This is a genomic window from Acinetobacter sp. GG23, from assembly GCF_057766365.1.
Map to the genome: position 1 here is coordinate 81,009 of NZ_JBYMDJ010000011.1, position 19,693 is coordinate 100,701.

A 19,693-nucleotide genomic window follows, 5' to 3' on the forward strand; every position below is an offset into this window, starting at 1 on the left:
TACCCCTCCTTCCTGCAACAGAAAAAATAAAGGGGTAAAAGGGTATTAGAGGCTAGGCTTTGGTTTTACTATCAGTAACATAAATCAGTTTATGATTAATAAATTCTTTGATACCAAGACCGATAAGTTCACGCCCATAACCAGAACGTTTGATTCCTCCAAAGGGAAGATTTGCATTGGAAAAAGCAGGTCGATTAACGAATACCATTCCACTCGAAATACGCTTAGCTACTTCAGCACCATGTTTTGTATCTTCTGTAAAGACCGACCCACCCAGACCAAAAGGCGAATCATTAGCTATATCAATTGCATCTGGTTCATCTTTAGCACGTAAAATCATTGAAACAGGACCAAAAAACTCCCAATAATACGCTGGATTTTCAGGGGTTAGATTAGTCAGGATAGTTGGTTGCACAAAAGCTCCTTGACTCGGCACTCTAGCTCCTACTTCAGTAGCAATAGCACCATGTATAACTGCTTGACGAATTTTCTCACGTACTTCTTCAGCAGCTGCCTGTGAGGATAGAGGTGCCAATGTAGTTTCTACATCAAAAGGATTCCCTGCTTTTAGTTGTGCAACACCTTCTGTATAGAGTGTTAAAAATTCATCATAAATTTCATCTACAACGATTATTCTTTTAGATGAAATACATACTTGACCTGCATTTGAATGACGGCCTTTTACTGCCCATTTTACAGTTTCTTTTAATACCGCATCACGCAGAACCACCAATGCATCTGCGCCTCCTAATTCCAATGTGGATTTTTTTAATGCCTGCCCTGCTTGGGAAGCAACAACAGAGCCTGCACCTTCTGAACCTGTTAACGCGACTCCATGTACGCGTGGATCATTCAAGATAGTCTTAATTTGCTGTCTTGTTGCAAAGATATTACTGAAAGTACCTACAGGAAGACCTGCATCTAACATCAATTTTTCAAAAGCTAAAGCACATTGTGGGACATTGGATGCATGTTTGAGAATCAATGTATTACCAGCTGCTAATTGCGGCGCCAAAATGCGTGCAATTTGATAATAAGGAAAGTTCCAAGGCTCAATAGCCAATATAATACCCAAGGGTTCATTAACTAGTGTTGCTTGCCCTTCATTAGGATCAAATGGTAACTGCTCATCAGCCAGTAAAGACTCTGCATTCTGAACGTAATATTCGAAAATACGTGCAGAAATTTCAACTTCTGCCAATGCTTCACTGGTGATTTTACCCATTTCAAGAGTAAGCAAACCTGCGTATCTATTCGCATCTGCACGCAGGAGATCAGCGGCACGTTGCAAAATCACACAACGCTCAGAAACCGATCGATCTTTCCAAGCCAAGAATGCTTGATGAGCGTTTGTGAGGATTTGTTCTACTTCTGTATCACTTGCAACAGGAAAGGTTTTTAGTACTTCACCGTTATAAGGATTAATAGATGCATAAGCCATATTATTTTCCAGATTTTGTAATCAAAAACATACTCTGATTAATTTTGTTACCACCCTATTAGAGTGCTTCTTCGATACCTTCGATCATAAAAACACGATAAGTCGCCCCTTTCAGACGATGTTGTAATGCTTCTTGGTAGGCAGGACTGTGATACCAGTCTCGCGCTGCCGCCATATCAGGAAAGCGTAGAATGACAGCTCCTTCAATTTCATTGCCTTCGAGCACTTCTAATTGACCATAAAAAGCCAATGCTGTTAACTCACGACCTTCACGAGCAAGTGGGGCTTTCTCTGCATATTGCACCAGTTGCTCAGAATCAGAAGTTTGCTCACGGGTAAATACCACATATGCAGACATTGACTACTCCTTATTTTAACAATTGAAGTAATGCTGTGGCGGTTGCAGCAGAAGAGGCGGGATTTTGTCCAGTAACCAGTAAGCCATCTACTTGGACATGCACTTGCCAATCACCCGCTTTAGAATAATGACCACCATTTTCTTTGAGCATGTCTTCGACCAAAAACGGTACAATTTCGGTCAACCCTACAACGGCCTCCTCAGTATTGGTAAAACCAGTCACAGATTTACCGCTGACTAAAGGCATTCCATTACTCTCTTTCACATGACGAAGAACACCCGGGGCATGACAAACTGCTGCAACTGGTTTTCCAGACTGAATCGCCTGTTCAATCAGAGCAATTGAAATCGGATCTTCTGCTAAATCCCACAATGGACCATGCCCGCCCGGATAAAACACTGCATCATAATCAGCAACAGAAATTTCGCTAAGTTTTTGCGTCTGTGCCAATGCTTGCATTGCAGTTGGATCCGCCTCAAAACGATGTGTGGTTTCAGTTTGTGCATCGGCTAAGTTACTTTTCGGATCGAGTGGTGGCTGCCCACCTTGAGGTGAAGCTAGCGTGACTTCAGCCCCGGAATCAATAAAGGTGTAATACGGTGCAGCAAGTTCTTCTAGCCAGAAACCTGTTTTCTCACCAGTATTGCCTAGTTGTGCATGTGAGGTCAGAACGAGTAAAATTTTCATATTATTTCTCTGATAATTTTTAGGATTGGGGGAGCATCGTTACATGATCACATGCCGTGTGGCGTGACCATGACAGATACGCTTGTTTAGAGGCTCGTCTCGAGAATTTGGCGACTGATCTCTAATGAAACATTTTTATGTTCACCTAACTGGGTCAGATTGTGTGATTCGAGTTGCGTAATGATGATCTCAATATCTGTCGCCCCCAATTGATAATCGCTAAGACGAGTTGGCAGTCCGAGTTGCTCAAAGAAGGTTCGAGTACGGGCAATGGCTGCATCAATACGTTGTTCTTCATCACCTTCGACAATCTGCCAGACACGAGTCGCATATTGTAGTAATTTTTCTCGCTTCTCTTGACGACGTACTTGTAGATTGGCCGGCAACACAATTGCTAAGGTACGAGCATGATCAATACCATGTAAAGCCGTGAGCTCATGTCCAATCAAATGGGTCGACCAATCTTGTGGTACACCTGCTCCAATCAGGCCATTCAGTGCCATGCTGGCGGTCCACATTAAATTGGCACGCGTGTCATAATCTGCCGAATCTTCCAAGACTTTCGGTCCAATCTCAATCAGGGTTTGCAATAGACCTTCGGCAAAACGATCTTGTACTTGTGCATTGACAGGGTAAGTTAAGTACTGTTCCATGACATGAATAAATGCATCGACCACGCCATTTGCCAACTGGCGCGTCGGCAAGCTATAGGTTTTATTCGGGTCTAGCACCGAAAATTGCGGAAAAACATAGGGACTGCTAAATGCAAGTTTGGCTTGGGTCGATTTTCGGGTAACTACCCCACCGTTGTTCATTTCTGAACCGGTTGCCGGAAGAGTGAGTACACTGGCAAAAGGCAAAGCTTGGCTAATTTGAGTGCCATGGGTTTCTAAAATTTCCCATGTATCACCTGCATAATTGACTGCTGCTGCAATAAATTTGGTGCCATCAATCACCGAGCCACCGCCGACAGCCATTAAGAAATCAAGCTTTTGTTCACGAATCAGTTCTACTGCTCTCATTAGGGTTTCATAGCTCGGATTCGGTTCGATTCCTCCGAATTCGTGAATTTCTCGTGTACCTAATGCTTCACGCACTTCAGCTAATGTGCCATTTTTACGGGCACTTTCGCCACCATACAGCATTAATACCCGTGCTTCTGCAGGCACATAGTCATTGATTTTGACAATCGTGTCGGCACCAAAAAGAATACGGGTTGGATTATAAAAGTCAAAATTCAGCATATTTTTATCCTCAAAAATCAGTTAATGATTTGAAAAACCACCGTTATTAATCGCGTCAACTATAAAAATTAATCCACACTGCGGTTTTTGCTGTGATCATGCAGCAACTATATACAAAAATAGACCAGTCGTCTATTTATATATAAATTAAAGAAGAAGGCACTGTTGCAAATAGAGATTTGAGTCGATGATGTTCCAATAAAATGGCTAATTAACGAGGTGCTTATTAGCAGTAAGCGATACCCTGAAGAATTCAAAATTGAAGCAGTAAAGCAAGTGACTGAAAAAGGTCATAGTGTGGCTGAAGTTGCCGCACGTTTAGGTACAACCACGCATAGTCTTTATGTCTGGATTAAACGTTATGATCCTCAACAGCCTAAAATCATAGAATCTGGTGATCCACTTGCAGAATTGGCAAAGCTAAAAATGTGTGAGAGTAAAAAATTATCATACTGGTTTACTCTCAACCCTTTGATTTTACGTAGTAAGACCTAAGCTAAAAAAATAAAGACTCATACTGAAGCAATCCAACATGACCTACTAAATTTTTTTAGAGTAATAAAGTTTCATACTTATATGAAGCTTTAGGCTCAATGAGTTAATTTCATCTTATAAGTCTTATAAAAACTAAATAAACAAAAGATTACTTTGTAAGGCAGAAAACATTCTAAATTGGAATATCAATCGAATTAAAAGGATACTATTGAAAAATGAAAAAAACTTATATTCTTGCTTTGTCTTTATCTTTAATAACAGGCCAGTTATACGCTGCTGATAAAAAGAGTAGATGTTATTGGTGATTTAGCACCGAATGCTTCATATAAATATCAAATACATTATTCAGATACTGAGGATTCAATAAGTATTAATTATACGGACAAAGATAAAAAACTTCATTCTGAGTCTGTAGTAGCATATTCTGCTAAATATGATAAAGAAAATCTTATATTTGATATCAAATAGATATATCAAATTAATTTAAAAAACCACTGCAAAGTGGTTTTTTTGTAGAATTAAAAAAGTTATGGATAATAGAATATTAAACACTATTACTCAGTATGATACTTTAATACTTAGTATGAAACTTTATTACTCTCATACAAAAAAAAGAACTTCAAAGGGTCACAGAAGAAAGAGGGCACTGTTGCAAATAGGCTGACATGATAAGCTAAATATCTTATTTATTTCGAGATACAGCAGATGAATCCCTTCCACGGTCGGCACTTTCAAGGTGAAATCATTCTTTGGGCTGTTCGTTGGTATTGTAAATATGGCATCAGCTATCGTGAACTTCAAGAAATGCTCGCTGAACGAGGCATAAATGTGGACCACAGTACAATTTATCGTTGGGTTCAGCGTTATGCTCCAGAAATGGAAAAACGGTTACGCTGGTATTGGCGTAATCCTACAGATTTACATTCATGGCATATGGATGAGACTTATATCAAAGTGAAGGGGCGATGGACTTACCTGTATCGTGCAGTTGATCAACGTGGTCATACGATTGACTTTTACCTTTCCGCTAGACGGAACAGTAAATCAGCCTATTGTTTCTTAGGAAAGATCTTCAATACGGTGAAAAAATGGCAAATTCCACGGGTCATCAATACAGATAAAGCAGCGACCTATGGCCATGCTTTATCACGGTTAAAGCGAGAAGGAAAATGTCCAGTAGATATTGAGCACAAGCAGATTAAGTATAAAAATAATGTCATTGAATGTGATCATGGTAAGTTAAAGCGGATCATCAGGGCCACATTAGGATTCAAATCTATGAAGACGGCTTATGCCACAATTAAAGGTATTGAAGTCATGCGTGCACTACGTAAAGGACAAGCATCGTCATTTTATTATGGTCAGCCTCAGGGTGAAGTGTGTCTAATCAACAGGGTTTTCGGTCTCTAAGTACTTTTTAAAGGGAATTTCATCGACTCAAATCTCTATTTGCAACAGTGCCTTAAATTGTCATATAAAATCAGCAAGATAGTGCATTGTAAAAAGCCTATTCACCCTCGAATGGGCTTTTCATGGATTTATCACGTTTCACGATTTTTATAAGCTAAACTAAATATAATCGCCAATTTCAATTGAGTTAATCACCTACTTTCAAATACCGATATACCGCCTGACGACTAATTCCAAATGCCTGGCCTAATGCCATTTTTGAAGAGTACTTTCCTTCCTTCCATGCTTGTCTTAAAGCTTCAGCCTGGTCAGGTTTCAATTTATGTACACGACCTTTATATTTCCCTTGAGCAGAGGCTAGTTTTATTCCTTCCTTTTGCCGTTCCAGAATGATTTCACGTTCAAATTGTGCAAAGGCCCCCATCAGTTGCAGCATTAAATTATCCATCGGGGTAGATTGAGCAGTGAAAGTAATATTTTCTTTTACAAACTGGATGGAAATCCCTCGTTTGACCAGTTTATCTACTTCAGTGACCAAATCTTTTAAGCTTCGCGCAAAACGATCCATGGAATGTACTATCACCCTGTCCCCTTCCCGGACATAGTTCAACATTTCTTGAAATTTCGGTCGGTCGGTATTTTTACCCGAAGCACGGTCAACAAAAATCCGGTCGACTTCAATCCCCTCAAGTTGACGCCCAGTATTTTGCTCGACCGAACTCACTCGCACATAACCTACTTTTTGGCCTTTCACTCTTTCTCGCCCCAATTGGATAAAAATGAACAATTTTGTAAATTATAAATCTTTAATATCAAAGTTACATGTTACTTATGATTAAAAATCATTTAAATGGTACATGGTTTTACGAACTTTTAAAGTGTTACTTTAGGGTATACTCTAAAATTACATAAATTTTATTATGCATTCAATAGTTCCATATCGCTCGATACATGAGTTCTGATTTTAGAAAAATAATTTATGCTTTAATACAACATAATTTTTGATTGGAAAAATTAATAAGAAAAAAAGGCTATTTGTATGGCTTTGTTAGCCAAGTATTTAAAATGTTAGAGCATTCATCAATAACCAAAGTTCAAGTTCTAACTCGAGGAGTATTTTTGCCTAATTTTGTAAATTTATTGAGTACCGTTACACGTGTATGTTCCCTCTTAAACCTTTAATCAGTTTTTATTTAGAATTAGTCTTCAAGCGGTATACTGCTATTTAAAATCCGATGAATAACTCAATTGAAATTAGCGACTATATTTAATTTAACTTATGAAAATCTTATAATTCGATAAAACCATTTAAATACATATTCAATTTTAACGGACCACTACAATTTACTATTCTAATGAACTTATATAAAAATTTAATTCAATTTTATAGAACATATATTATCTTAATATTTTAAAAGACTTTACCCCAAAAAGCCCATATTCATAATAAAAATATCTTCAAAAAAGACATTAATAAATTATTAAAAAAGATGATATAGCCTTAAAAATCAAAAAAATAATTTTATATTTTAATCTATTTAACAGTTATATAATTTTAATTATTTTCTTCCAATATTTTTATAAAATATTTAATATATATTTATAAATAAATCAATGTAATTTCTCATTATGTAAACAAATTAATAATATTATTAAAAACGTACGCTGCTTAGCCGACCTATAAAAACGGTCGGCTAATAACGCATACTACTTTTTCTGTTAATTTATTCATTATAAATCTGAAAAGGATTATTTGGATTAATTAAAATAGAATTCTTTTTGTTATTGAACTCTCTACCGATATCGGAAATGTTAAATTCATTAATCTCTGCATGAGATAATAAATCTTTTCCGAAATAATCATGCATCAGATGCAATTTTACCATTTCAAAAAAAATTTCAAGTGGGTCATCATCAATCCCATATAAGTTAAAAAATGAAAGAAATGTTGCACCAATAAAAAATTTTTTATGATCTTTCATTTTTTTATCTTTTACTTTTTGTTTTTTTTCTACTTCATTATCAGCAGATAAAATGTTTTTATGAATATTTATTTTTATCTCATCTGGTAAATTAGACATATAATTTTCTAACATTTTCTCAGCTAATCGGTAATGTTCGATCACCAACGGGATAACTTCTTTTCTATAGCTGTAATCTAAAATATCTTTTTCTATAGGCGTAATTTCATTTGGATCTTTTTGAGATATCGTTACAAGTACTTCATTAATTTTAATTCTTTTTTGAATGTACTGATATGTCTTTTTTAACAATAATATTTCTTCATGACTTAAATCTTTTAAATCTTTTTCATCAATTAATTTAAGAACAGTGAAATGAGATTTTTCAAAATCCGGATAGATACTAGCGAAATCGAGTATTGCATAAATGTGATCTGTACTTGTTAATGCTTTGCGACTCATCGTGATAATTCCTCAAAAAATAAAAAATTTATATCACAAGTCCAATTTTAAAATTGAGATATGTTCAAATTTTGAAAAAAAAGTTCTACTTTTTTTTACTGCTCTCTTTTAGTTTACTTTTAATTTGCTGCTAGTTTGACTGTTAGTAATGAGAGATAAAAACCTTCTTTTGCGAATGCAAAAAGAAGGTTTTTATCTCGTCTCCGTGTTCATTAAAATTCGCTTATCAGCGAATTTTAATGAACACTACACCTCGTCCTGCGGAGCCCTATTAGTTTTCAAGTTACTGTTTTAAAATAAATTATTAAATATTTATTAAACATTTATCAAATTTTTATTTGAGCGTGTTACACGATAGCTTTACCCGTGTTACACGATAAAATGAACGAAAATAGACAGTGTTACACGATAGCTTTACCCGTGTTACACGATAAAATGAGCGAAAATAGACAGTGTTACACGATAGAATGAGTGAAAAATAGACAGTGTTGCACGATAGTTTTAAGAATTTGATGAAATCTTCATACATAATTTAAATGAATTTTAAAAATCTAATTATTAGTTTGACTGTGCTAATACGTATTTTTAAATAGCTTAAATTATTTTTCAGTTTTCTATATGAAACGAATAATTTTTTTTAGAAATTTTATATGATCTCTGCTCTTTATTAAAATTTTAGAGTTCATATATGTATTATTTTGATTTACGTCATAATCTAAAAAAGGTAAAAAGTGAGCGTAAAAATACGCGTAGAAATAAATTTATACATTCATCAAAAGCTGGCTATCACTATATTACTCGTACTTCGCATTTTTCGATGCATAAACAAAATGTTGAAGAATTAGAATATACAGCATCAGCTAATATGCCAAACTGGGCGGAAGATAATCCTGAATTTTTTTGGAATGCTGCAGATCAATATGAAAGTATGAGCAAACGAACGTCTACCCATATTACCATCGCCTTGCCCAAAGAGCTCAGTAAACTAAAACGCGTAGAATTATCTAATCAATTAATACATGAATTTTGTGGTAAATATAAAATGCCCTATAGTTTTGCAATTCATAGTCATATTGCATCAATTGATGATCGTTATGAGCAACCGCATTTGCATTTATTATATTGTGAAAGAAGTATTTTTGATGGAATTGAACGTACACCGGAAAAATTTTTTAAAAAATATTGTTATAAAAATCCTGAGAAAGGTGGCGCAAAAAAAATTACTGCAGATGTACTAAAACTTGGACGTTATCAAATTAGTCATTATCGTAAAATAACAGAAAAAGTAATAAATAATTTTTTGAAATTATATGCACCAGTTAAAGAGGTAGAAATTTATGGAATTAAGATCGAGGTTGAAAATAAAGTCTCTTGTTTATCAAATGAAGATTATAATCAAAAATATGGTACAAATTTACAAGATGTTCCCCAAATACCGCGTCATTATTTTCATAGTCAAGATCAAGAAATTCAAGATAAAGTTCATAGATTTAAAACCTCAATCAAGAAAATTCGAGAAACTAATTTATATGAAATTTATAAAAATGAGTATCATCTTGAGTTATCCAAAAAAAGTGAATATCAAAATGAGACTACTTATACGGTAGAGTTTGAGGAGTCAGAAGAAAATAACTTTGAATGTTAATTATAATTTTTAAGACCAATAACTAACAAATACCATTCTGATTAATCAGTAATTATCATTAAATTATCTATAGTCTTTATACAATGATTTTATTTAATTAGAATGTATTTGTTTTCATGCTAAATGCTGAATAAAATGACCTCACCTTCTTATTCGTGGTTTAGCGCTCATGCTTATTCTAAATAGCTCCTCATAAAATTACATATCTGATTTTTCTATTATCGAACGTTTAAACAAGCATTATATTTTATATTCAAGATAATATAGTATCTATCATATCGTGTGAGGTCTTAGATATGGACAGACTAACGTTTATTGATGGTGCAATTGTTTTTGCCACTGATATTTGCAATATCCTGGAGCAAAATTGTTCAAAGTGTCAAAGAAAACCACAAACCCATTTTTGTTTGCACCAATAATACGCCCGAAGCTGTCATTTTTAGTTTCGATGAATATTAAAACATGCAGGGAATCGTGGAAGTTGCTCATCGTGAATAGCTAGGACAACAAATGGTTGGTGATCTTTTAGAGATTGATCAGCCGATCAGACATATGATTTCGAATAAAAATGGGTGTTTGAGGAAGCATAAGAAAAATAAATAGGGTTGTGGGTGATATCTATCGAATCTTCACAAAATTTGACTAAGATCCGGCTGATGGATAGGAATTTATATAGTTGAAATTGTTAAAATTAATTCAACTGTTGTATTTGTAGATTCGATTACAAACCAAGACAAACCAGATTATATTAAATTGCAATATTATCCGATTCAAGAAAGCTGAGTGCCCTCAGCTACTTAAGAAGTTACTTTCTAAACGAATAAAAATATTAGTAAGCTCATCATTAATTCTAATGCTTATTTCCCGAAATAGCTTTCCATTTGAAGCTGCTCAAGCTGATGCCACCGATAACGTTCATGACCACAAAAGGAATGTTTGATATACCCAATATGCCGAATAATCTGCTTTTGATATTTCAATAGTTGCTGAATACGTTGATCTTCATAATGAATATCTACCCGTTGCTGTCGCAATGCTTGATAAAAATAACGGTAATCTAAGGGCATGTTGTTGAGGATTTCATCGGGTGCGACAGGACAGAGAGATTGGCTCAACCCTTGTATTGTTATGTTTTCAGAGATAGTAGAGTCGGGCTGTACACAAGATTCTCTGACCATTTTTAATGGTTGTTCTAGTGGACTCGATTGAGCATGGATTGTTTGAAATGCCTGTTGAATCGAATGCAAAAGCATAGACGACTGAGTCTTCTCGGCTGGATTAACGACGCTTGGAAGCGGTGAATCTGTGGTAGGCGTCGTCCGTATTGATTGTTGTGCTTGAGTTGCAGGATTTTTGTTTGGCTGGATCAACTGTTTTAACTTTCTATAGTTAATCGAATAAAAGTTGGTCTGAAGCCATTTATTTTTTGCCAATTTTTCAACAACAAGAACGCCTGCCTGTTTTAATTTTGACACGATACGTTTAATCGTTGATTGGCTATAAATACCGAGGGTTTGTTGCCATTGCTCGTAGCTATGAAACCAGTATTTTTTTCCATTAACGACTTTAGCCTCATTGTTTTCTAAACAGTAATGCAATTTTTGTAAGAAGGTCGCGGCTGCTACGCCATACGCTTTGGCAAGCGTAGGCGAAGCAATTAATAGATAGTCTCCTGAAATAAGGAGGACATTCTTATTAAGCTTGGACATACCGTGCTCCAAGAAGACGTTCAGCACGATCAATCAGGTTCTGACGCTGATGAGTACGGAATGTCCATAAAGAGGAGAGATTGTCGTTTTGATTGAGTTTTGCGACTTCAAGGATTTGCTCATCATTCATCTGACGCATACATTGGCGAATAATCTGATGTGCATGCTCAAGCTCTGTCAGTAATGAATCTGCAGAATCGAGTGCAATATAAATATTGGTTAAAGTTTGACGCTGAGGATTTGAAATTGTTTTGCCAAGTTCAACAATCAATTGAGAAGCTTGTTTTTTAGGTGCGCACGTTTTTGCAGCATGAAAAATTGCGTTCATAGTCGTTTCCTTGTAGATAAGTTTTTTTTAACACTTACCTCCATCACTTCTCACGGTAATGGTGGCAGCAAAACAGGGGTGAGAATACCGTTCTACAAGGTACGGCCAGCCAAAGGCTGCCCTGTCAAGCTGCCATAACGACTGCTAAAACAGTAGACAAAAAAATAGCCGCATAAGCGACATTTATTTGCGCTTGTAGAATATAACAGGTTCTCACGCCTGTACACAGATTTTGCTGTGTAAGACTAGATTAGCTGGGTATCCCTTAAACTGTCAATGCTTCATTTTGTTGTTTTACAAAAAGTAACACTTAATCAATCTATTGATTAAGCTTCAGTTATTTTGAAAGTCTGACGGCTGGTTCTACGTACGATAAACAGTCACTCGATTTTTCATGACGGATGACAATTACTAAAATTAGCGTAAAAAAAATAGTGGTTGGCTAGAATCTATTCAATAATTTTATTGGTTTATTTTAATTAAGAAGAACAATTCATTTTAGACTCATCCATAAGATCAAAATAACCCAATCGATGGTTTTAATTTGAGCTTATGGGAAAAATCAAGGACTTAACTCAATTCGCCCCCAAAGAATAATGTGAATTTTATCGTATGGTGAAATTGACTAAATTCTTAGATAAAACTAATATGAACTCGCTGGCCTACATTGCCAGTCGGTTTTAGCAGACCGTCCAACACAAGAGCATTAAAGGACTTGTCCTTTCGTGTTTATCCCCTCGTGCCCCCTCTACGGTGGAACGGGAGGGGGACGTCTTCTGACGTGCTGGATTCTTGTGTTCCAGTCTGCTAACCCGCTCTCGTTCTGCCACCATTATTTAGCAGTAATTTGGTAGAACTTTTTTAACACAAGGGGCTTCTCATGCTGTACCTATCTGTTCTTATTTACGCTTCACCACCTGTTCAGCTTTGTTGTGCCATTCAACAGAGAATACAGCACTCATTTTAATTTCTAAGCTGTATTAAAAATACAATATCTATTACGCGAACAATCCCTAAGGTGAATGGCTAAATTACGCCGATAAAAAATACATTTTTTATATCCCCTGGTGATTGTGAATTGCATTGAACATGTGGGGGAACAACCATGCCTGAATTCAATCAACCTAAAATCATTCCCATCGAAAACCGTCCCAAAAAATCCAAAGTATTTTTAAAATGTGTAGTGTTGCCGATTATCATTTTTCTCGTTATTGCCAAAATATTTTCCTTTAATTGGTTTGGCTACTTGTTCTTTGGCTTCTGGTTATTCTGGTTTGTGATCACATATTACTTCTATGCGTATGGAAATACCTTCTTTGCTGGGATGACTGAACAACTTAAAGGTCAAGGTGAAAGCTTTAATTATCAAAATCGTGGTGTTTGGATTAACAGTCAGACTAAAACCATCATCCTGTTTGATGAGCCAGATCAACGTTTAGTGAAATATCCATTTGACTATATTACCTCGGTTGGGCACTTCAACTTGGTTGAAGATAAAGTGTCTTATTCCACCACGGTGATCAGTAACCCTATGATGGGAACCCACGTCAATCATCATGAACATAGAAGTCCAATTAAAAGAGAATACCAAATCAATATTGGAACACGTGATCAATTCAAGCCCAATTATTGCCTCAAAGTGCTGTTTCCTTGGCGTAGCCCAAAAATGGCCAGTGAAATCCGCCAACTTCTATCGGCTGATCATTATCAATAACACTTATAACAGGTAGTAAAATCATGATGAATTCAAAAAAGTTGATGCCATCTGTATTGATGCTGGCAATAAGTATCATAACGCTGGGATGTGGGGGCGGTGGTTCGGGTGGAAATTCTAGTTCATCGAATAACAGTGGAGCAGATGACTCAAACAATGAAAATACCCCACCCAAACCAGTCACCTGTTCAGAAACCCAATATCTGCAAGAGGGTGAATGCAAGAACAAGACCGTACAAACCCTCCAGCCTTTACAGATTAAGCGATTTATAAAAGGTCAGGCTTACCAGCTCAGACTCAAGACGGATCAAGACCTCACGCTCAGTTTCAGCAGTGATCGTCCAGATATTTGCAAATTTGAAAGTGGCGAATTAAAAGCCCTTGAGTTAGGCAAATGTAGGTTGACACTGACTCAGGCTGGAACAACACAAATTCTGCCATTGAGTACCAGCATGACTGTTGATGTCATTGATGCTGATGCAGAAAGTAATAAAGACTTAAATGCCTGCCAGGCAGGTAGACCGAGTGAGGCTGATCGTCAGCTCTTCATCAATACGCTGAATGAAATTCGTGCATTACATGAACTTCCTAAAGTTGAATACGACTATGCCCATGAAGACCAGATGATACAAGCATCCATGCTCTTGGCTGTAAATGAAAAGACCTCACATTACCCGGATACAAGTTGGACCTGCTTTAGTGATATTGGTCTTCAGGGGGCTTCAACATCTAACTTGAATTTTATTCAGGCCTACGAGAATCTAGAAAAATATGGCGCTGATCAGCATCTGGCTAACTGGTTGATAGAAAAGAACTCACCCAGTATTGGACATCGACGGTATATCTTAAGTCCGTTTCTGACAAAAGCATCCTATGGGGAAGTATCAAATACCGATGCCAAAAGCTTTCCTACGATCGTGGGGGCTGCCATGAAAACTGTTTATCCGTTTGAATCGCAAAAATTAACCACGACAGTAGAAAAAGGTGTTATTGCCTATCCGTATCATGATTATCCCAAGAAATTCTTTCTAAAAAGTGAACCCTTATCCCTCTCAATTTTAGTTAATCCACAGAATGCCTACGCCAACAATAAGGTAGACTTTTCTGAGGCCAAGCTGACGGTAGTCAGACGAGATAATCAGCAAATCCAGTCAGTTAGTAACCTCCAGTATGACAATACCAACTACGGTCTGGTTGCCAATAACCTGCAATTTCATTTTAGTTCAATGCAATATAACGTGACTTATGATGTCAAAATTATGAATGTCCTGGTCGATGGAAAAGCTGAGGAATATTCCTACTGGTTTAAAGTCGATGACCCATCAAGTTAAGAAGGAAAATAAGATGAAATTTACGATCAAACAACTTCTCGTCACCAGCACCCCCCTTCTAGGGTCTGTTGAGAATTAACCAGAGTTAATGATGCGAGCACAAAGATAGATCATGGCGGCAAAACACCAATCCGTTTTGTCGCTACGCATGGCGATGCTTTTGAACTTTTTTAATTTTCAAAAATAACTCTCTATCAGAGGTACTCTTGGGTTTAAATCTTACAACTTTGTGCAATTTTACAAATAGCTTGGTACTGACCGCACTCAACAGTATTGACAATAATACAAATCCTTAATTTCATGAATTATCTTCTCTATAGCATATGTATTTTTTTGTCTAAAAAACTATAAGTTAATCAATATTTATTTGTCTGAAACTATTGTACTATTTTAATATATAAATTTGAGAATGTTATGAAAAATGTAGCTCAAGTACACACGACAATTACTAAAAATGTAAAACATCAAATTGGAAAAATTAAACGTGGAGGTGTTTTTACCATCAACGATATTAAAGTGGAGACTAGTTCACGCCAGACCATTCAACGCTGCTTATCCCGGATGGTTGAGCAAGGTCTTCTTCAGCGTGTACAAAACGGAATTTATTACAAACCGGAAATAAGCAAATTTTTAAAGGGCAAGCAGATTCCGCCAGATGTTAACAAGGTTATCCAAGTTATTAGCATTAAGAATAAGGAAATCATCCAATTACATGGAGGAGCAGCAGCAAACCGGTTGGGTTTAAGTACTCAAGTGCCTATGCATCGAGTATTTCATACCAGTGGTACAACCAGAGAAATGGAAATTTCCGGGACTAGAGTATATTTCGTGCACACGAATGATGCCAAGTTACTTCAATTTTCAGGTACTAGAGCTGGGCTGGCTATTTCAGCCATGTCCTACCTGGGTAAAAATCTAGTCAATAACAAAGTCATTGATCAAATTAAAAGTCGTCTGACTGAGCAAGAATTTAAGCGATTGCGCAAAGCGCATCTTGTAAGCTGGATGCAGAAGGCTCTACAAATGGCAGAAGACATTATTTAATAAATATTAAATATAATCTAAGGCCTAGATTGTTAAAAATTTATTAAACTACGATTATGAACCGTAATGAGTTTGTCAGAGACGGAGTTTGGAATTGATAGTTTGACACGACCGGTATGGGCTAATGTAGCTGGGCTTTGAGCTTTATATTTTTTGCAATGAACGCCGATCTTACATTGTGAAATATACAGTAGCGGAGTAGCTTGGGCTTGAGTTACGTGTTGATCACAGATTTCCCGCAAGACTGATAATCGTTTAAGTTCCTTATGCGACATAGATACGAACATATCAAACCGTCTACTAAGAGAATCGCAAAAGTGCATATTCTAAAAGCGGACATTTTAAATGGTATATCGAATTATTAGAGCCCATTTAAAGTGTCTATATTCTCACCAATAAAAATGTCTGGTTTATGATGGTATTTATCTCTATGGGCTGGATATAAAATATAAATGCTGATCACTATGTTGGATAAAGAAATTCAACGTCCTGCTGCTCAGCTACTCCATATTTCAGAACATTAGATCAAATGCTTACTGAAGAAATATAAAGTCCAAGGCCCAGCTGGAAGCCTGTATTTTTATCTGGTTGCCATTATAAAATGTCAACAGACTCTAATCTACGAAAATACTTTTGGAAGCATTGGTTTAAAAAAAGTTACGCAACCAACATAAGTTACGTAACTTAAATAAGTTATTGCGAAAGTTGTTGATTAACGATTTCCTTCATTTCCTCTGGACTTTTTAAAGCCAAATTTTCTAATGCGATTCTTACAATACTTGATCTGCTAACACGTGCATTTTGACTTTTAACTACCAGTTCATCAATTAACTGATTAACTTCCTCATTCAAAGAAAATGTACATCTAACAAATTTTTTCTCCTTGGTTTCTAAAGCTCTTACCCTTTTTTCAGCCCCAGATATGAATACTTCCGCTAACTTTTCTTCCGGAGATATTTCAACTTTCTTTTTTAAACCGTTTAATCCAGCCATGATTAAATTCCTAAAAATTCACTAGCAATATTTTTAATTTCTGCTTTTGCTTTTGGATCACTATTTACTTCAAAAACAGAAAGGCCATTTTCATCAGCATCATCATATACATTTCTATTAGTCGTAATTGCATTTAACGCATTTATACCAAATGATTTACATGCATCTTTCGCATCTAAAATTCTTTGAACTTGTGATGGTAACGTCGGACATTGTGTAATAATTGCTCTTGCATTCAGATCTGGATTGACTGTTTTCGCTAATTTTAAAACTTGTTCCATATGTGCTAATGTTTTTAAATCCCTACGCTTTGGTCTAAAAGGCAATAACATATGAGTAGCAATTGTCATTGCAGAACGTAAAGCTTCAGAATCTTGCCCACCAGCATCAATTACAATGTCTTGATATCTACCTTGCAGATCTTTAAGAACTGAACGGATGTTACCTGAAGCTTGAACTGAAGGAATATCTTTTAAATCATCATTCTCATCACGTTCTTTTATCCAATCAGTTGTTGTTCCTTGAGGATCCGCATCTAATAAAAGAACATCTCTGTTTTTTGTTTGAAGGTATACTGCTATATTTTGAGATAAGCAGCTTTTTCCAGCACCACCTTTTTCACCACCAACTAATATAATCATATTTTATGTAAGTTACGTAAGTTTAATAATTTAAGTAATGTAAATTGATTTCATATAAAAATCAACTATCGAGACAAACATTTAATTAAAAAGTTATCCACAAGTAATTCTTTTTTATTATTTTATATATTATTTTTTAAATTTATATTTTATATATCCTCTGTAACTATTGATATAATTGGGATACAAAGAATTAAAATGGACAAATTCCTACCAATAAGTGGACAAATTCCTACCAATAAGTGGACAAATTCCTTTATATAAATGGACAAATTCCTTTATATGAGTGGACAGATTCCTTCCATAAGTGGACAGATTCCTTCCATAAAAAAAATACTTCCATTTGTGGACGTTAAGTAGTATTGTCCATGTATGGTTAATCAAAAATTTTAGTACTGACATATGGGTAATGTAATTTATAAAGATAATAATTTAATTGAAGCTTCATATGCACTAAATCTTTCAGAACAAAGATTAATTTTAATAGCAATTCTTGCCGCCCGTGAGATTGAGACAGAATTGACGGCTGATACTATGCTAACGATTCATGCCTCGGAATATATGAAACAGTTCAAACTTGGTCGACAATCAGCATACGAAGCATTACAAGCAGCATGTGATAATTTGTTTGAACGTAGACTTAATTATAAAGCGATAGATCCTATTACAGGGAAAAAAGGTGTTTATAAAAGTCGATGGGTAACTAAAGTAGGGTATGTTAAAGAGGCTGCTTGTGTACAGTTGATATTTGCTCCTGATATCCTCCCTCTTTTCATTAAGCTTGAAGAAAAATTTACTAGATATGAACTTAAGCAAATTTCGCAACTTACTAGTGTGTACTCAATTCGATTGTACGAGCTTTTAATACGTTGGAGATCCACAGGTAAGCTGTATGTCCCTATTGCAGATCTTAGAGAAAAATTAGGCTTGCTAGAAGATGAATACTCTCAAATGGGAGATTTTAAAAAGCGCGTTCTAAAGGTGGCTATAGAACAAATCAATAAATTTACTGATATTGAAGTTACTTATACCCAGAAAAAAGAAGGTAGGACTATTACTGATATAGAGTTTTCTTTTTTTGAAAAAGATACGGTTCTAAGACTCGGGGATAAAGTTCCTGAAAATTTATATAAATTAACAGCAAAACAGATTTCATATTTTGCACAAAAACTTTGCGATATTGATAATAATTCAGATTTTGGACGTGATTTTGGAAAAATAGGCGAAACACAAGAAGATTTTCAGGACAGAATCGAAGCCGAATTAACCGATCAAGAGAATGTTAAAAAATATTTTTCTCATCTATTAAATGTTGGTTATAAACCAAAATATAGGAGTCAAAAATAGTTACTGGTTTACTTACAGTACTCTAGAGATGAGATAGCCTCATTTTGGAAGGACATATACCATAGATGAATAGCTGTTGATTCGATTGTAAAACATCTTGATGTAATCAAACACATTTGCACGGGGCATTTCTTGTGTTTTATAGATCCTATTTTTAATTTTTTCCTTCTTTAAGCTGCTAAAAAAAAGATTTAGAAACAACATTGTCCCAACAGTTGCTTCTACGGCTTATACTCGGCACCAAGTCATGTTTCTGACAGAATTTTTGCTAGTCTCCCCTGCTGTATCGAGCCTTGGTCCGAATGTATGATCTAGGTTCATTGGGCCTACGTCTCCATCCCGCCATAAAAAGTGCATCCGAAATAATATCCTTGGTAAACGTAGGTTTCATGACCAACCGATGACTTTTCTCAAATATAGATCAAGAACTACAGCCAAATATAACCAGCTTTGCAAAATACGAATGTAAGTTAAATCATTCACCCCGGAAGTATCTAGGGGGTGTTCACAACAAACTTTTGATTTACATGAATTGGCGTAACCGGCTGAGGATGAATACTAAAATATCTTCTGTGCTTCTTATATCCTTGGACCGGGGCAATACATTTTTTAGTGGTTTTACACGATTTTTTACGCAGTTTCCCCCTCGTTTCTTCAGATCTAAGGTGATCCGAAGATAACTATAAAGGCTGTAATTAGAATCATAAGAATGGTAAATGAGCTATCGTTTGTCTTCAACAGTCTGCCTAATTCGGATTCATGTAGTCAGATGTAACCGTCACATCCCCAATTTTTAAATCTTGACGCCTCTTCTTCACCTTACATTGTCTGCAATAGCTCGGATATGACAAAAACGCGTATATGTCTAGACGGCCATAAGTG

At 35.8% G+C, this 19,693-nt stretch carries 16 protein-coding genes and 2 pseudogenes; 7 read left to right on the top strand and 11 right to left on the bottom strand.

From position 1 onward, the window contains the following. Window positions 1–52: 52 nt before the first annotated feature. The 4 genes from AC3CAU_RS15535 to AC3CAU_RS15550 form a co-directional block, all read right to left on the bottom strand. A complete protein-coding gene (locus tag AC3CAU_RS15535) occupies window positions 53–1,441 on the bottom strand; it encodes an NAD-dependent succinate-semialdehyde dehydrogenase (protein WP_074947921.1) in 1,389 nt (462 codons plus the stop codon). A 58-nt stretch (window positions 1,442–1,499) separates the two neighbouring features. Then, window positions 1,500–1,799 (bottom strand): DUF1330 domain-containing protein, encoded by a 300-nt coding sequence (locus AC3CAU_RS15540; RefSeq protein ID WP_010116206.1) that lies wholly within the window; start codon window positions 1,797–1,799, stop codon window positions 1,500–1,502. A gap of 10 nt (window positions 1,800–1,809) precedes the next feature. Further along, window positions 1,810–2,487, bottom strand: coding sequence for a type 1 glutamine amidotransferase domain-containing protein (locus tag AC3CAU_RS15545; protein WP_074947920.1), 678 nt, complete (start codon window positions 2,485–2,487; stop codon window positions 1,810–1,812). An 86-nt stretch (window positions 2,488–2,573) separates the two neighbouring features. After that, a complete protein-coding gene (locus AC3CAU_RS15550; RefSeq protein WP_062034281.1) occupies window positions 2,574–3,731 on the bottom strand; it encodes an iron-containing alcohol dehydrogenase in 1,158 nt (385 codons plus the stop codon). A gap of 225 nt (window positions 3,732–3,956) precedes the next feature. Between AC3CAU_RS15550 and AC3CAU_RS15555 the strand changes: the two are divergent. Together AC3CAU_RS15555 and AC3CAU_RS15560 are read left to right on the top strand one after the other, a co-directional pair. Next, window positions 3,957–4,157: pseudogene (locus AC3CAU_RS15555) on the top strand (transposase); the annotation flags it as partial. Window positions 4,158–4,931: 774 nt separating this feature from the next. Further along, entirely contained in the window at window positions 4,932–5,636 is a 705-nt protein-coding gene (locus AC3CAU_RS15560; RefSeq protein WP_125269125.1) for an IS6-like element IS1008 family transposase, read from the top strand. A gap of 187 nt (window positions 5,637–5,823) precedes the next feature. Here the strand turns inward: AC3CAU_RS15560 and AC3CAU_RS15565 are convergent, their stop codons facing one another. Continuing rightward, window positions 5,824–6,390 carry a recombinase family protein gene (locus AC3CAU_RS15565; protein ID WP_062034269.1) on the bottom strand — a complete coding sequence of 189 codons (567 nt, stop codon included), beginning with the start codon at window positions 6,388–6,390 and terminating at the stop codon, window positions 5,824–5,826. Window positions 6,391–7,360: 970 nt separating this feature from the next. Next, on the bottom strand, window positions 7,361–8,059 hold the full coding sequence (locus tag AC3CAU_RS15570; RefSeq protein WP_447054537.1) for a hypothetical protein: 699 nt from the start codon (window positions 8,057–8,059) through the stop codon (window positions 7,361–7,363). 688 nt (window positions 8,060–8,747) lie between these two features. On the opposite strand from AC3CAU_RS15570, the gene AC3CAU_RS15575 reads away from it, so the two are divergent. Further along, window positions 8,748–9,704, top strand: coding sequence for a MobA/MobL family protein (locus AC3CAU_RS15575; RefSeq protein ID WP_447054536.1), 957 nt, complete (start codon window positions 8,748–8,750; stop codon window positions 9,702–9,704). A gap of 857 nt (window positions 9,705–10,561) precedes the next feature. On the opposite strand, the gene AC3CAU_RS15580 is transcribed toward AC3CAU_RS15575, so the two are convergent. Continuing rightward, on the bottom strand, window positions 10,562–11,413 hold the full coding sequence (locus AC3CAU_RS15580; RefSeq protein WP_447054535.1) for a hypothetical protein: 852 nt from the start codon (window positions 11,411–11,413) through the stop codon (window positions 10,562–10,564). Then, window positions 11,400–11,741 (bottom strand): hypothetical protein, encoded by a 342-nt coding sequence (locus AC3CAU_RS15585; RefSeq protein WP_447054533.1) that lies wholly within the window; start codon window positions 11,739–11,741, stop codon window positions 11,400–11,402. Before AC3CAU_RS15585 ends, AC3CAU_RS15580 begins: the two co-directional genes overlap by 14 nt. 1,105 nt (window positions 11,742–12,846) lie before the next feature. On the opposite strand from AC3CAU_RS15585, the gene AC3CAU_RS15590 reads away from it, so the two are divergent. From AC3CAU_RS15590 to AC3CAU_RS15600, 3 genes are all read left to right on the top strand, one after another. Further along, window positions 12,847–13,455, top strand: coding sequence for a sortase family protein (locus AC3CAU_RS15590; protein ID WP_447054532.1), 609 nt, complete (start codon window positions 12,847–12,849; stop codon window positions 13,453–13,455). 23 nt (window positions 13,456–13,478) lie between these two features. After that, entirely contained in the window at window positions 13,479–14,786 is a 1,308-nt protein-coding gene (locus tag AC3CAU_RS15595) for a CAP domain-containing protein (RefSeq protein WP_447054531.1), read from the top strand. A 414-nt stretch (window positions 14,787–15,200) separates the two neighbouring features. Then, the gene (locus AC3CAU_RS15600; RefSeq protein WP_447054530.1) at window positions 15,201–15,830 is read left to right on the top strand and encodes a DUF6088 family protein; all 630 of its coding nucleotides are present in this window, start codon (window positions 15,201–15,203) and stop codon (window positions 15,828–15,830) included. Between the two features lie 693 nt (window positions 15,831–16,523). Here the strand turns inward: AC3CAU_RS15600 and AC3CAU_RS15605 are convergent. Both AC3CAU_RS15605 and AC3CAU_RS15610 read right to left on the bottom strand, forming a co-directional pair. Continuing rightward, window positions 16,524–16,823 (bottom strand): hypothetical protein, encoded by a 300-nt coding sequence (locus AC3CAU_RS15605; RefSeq protein ID WP_425919413.1) that lies wholly within the window; start codon window positions 16,821–16,823, stop codon window positions 16,524–16,526. 2 nt (window positions 16,824–16,825) lie between these two features. Next, a complete protein-coding gene (locus tag AC3CAU_RS15610) occupies window positions 16,826–17,464 on the bottom strand; it encodes an AAA family ATPase (protein ID WP_447054529.1) in 639 nt (212 codons plus the stop codon). A 402-nt stretch (window positions 17,465–17,866) separates the two neighbouring features. Here AC3CAU_RS15610 and repM point away from each other — a divergent pair, with 402 nt between their 5' ends. Then, entirely contained in the window at window positions 17,867–18,811 is a 945-nt protein-coding gene (gene repM, locus AC3CAU_RS15615; RefSeq protein WP_447054528.1) for a replication initiation protein RepM, read from the top strand. A 39-nt stretch (window positions 18,812–18,850) separates the two neighbouring features. Here repM and AC3CAU_RS15620 read toward each other — a convergent pair. Continuing rightward, window positions 18,851–19,532, bottom strand: a pseudogene (locus AC3CAU_RS15620) (IS3 family transposase); the annotation flags it as partial. Window positions 19,533–19,693 lie beyond the last annotated feature (161 nt).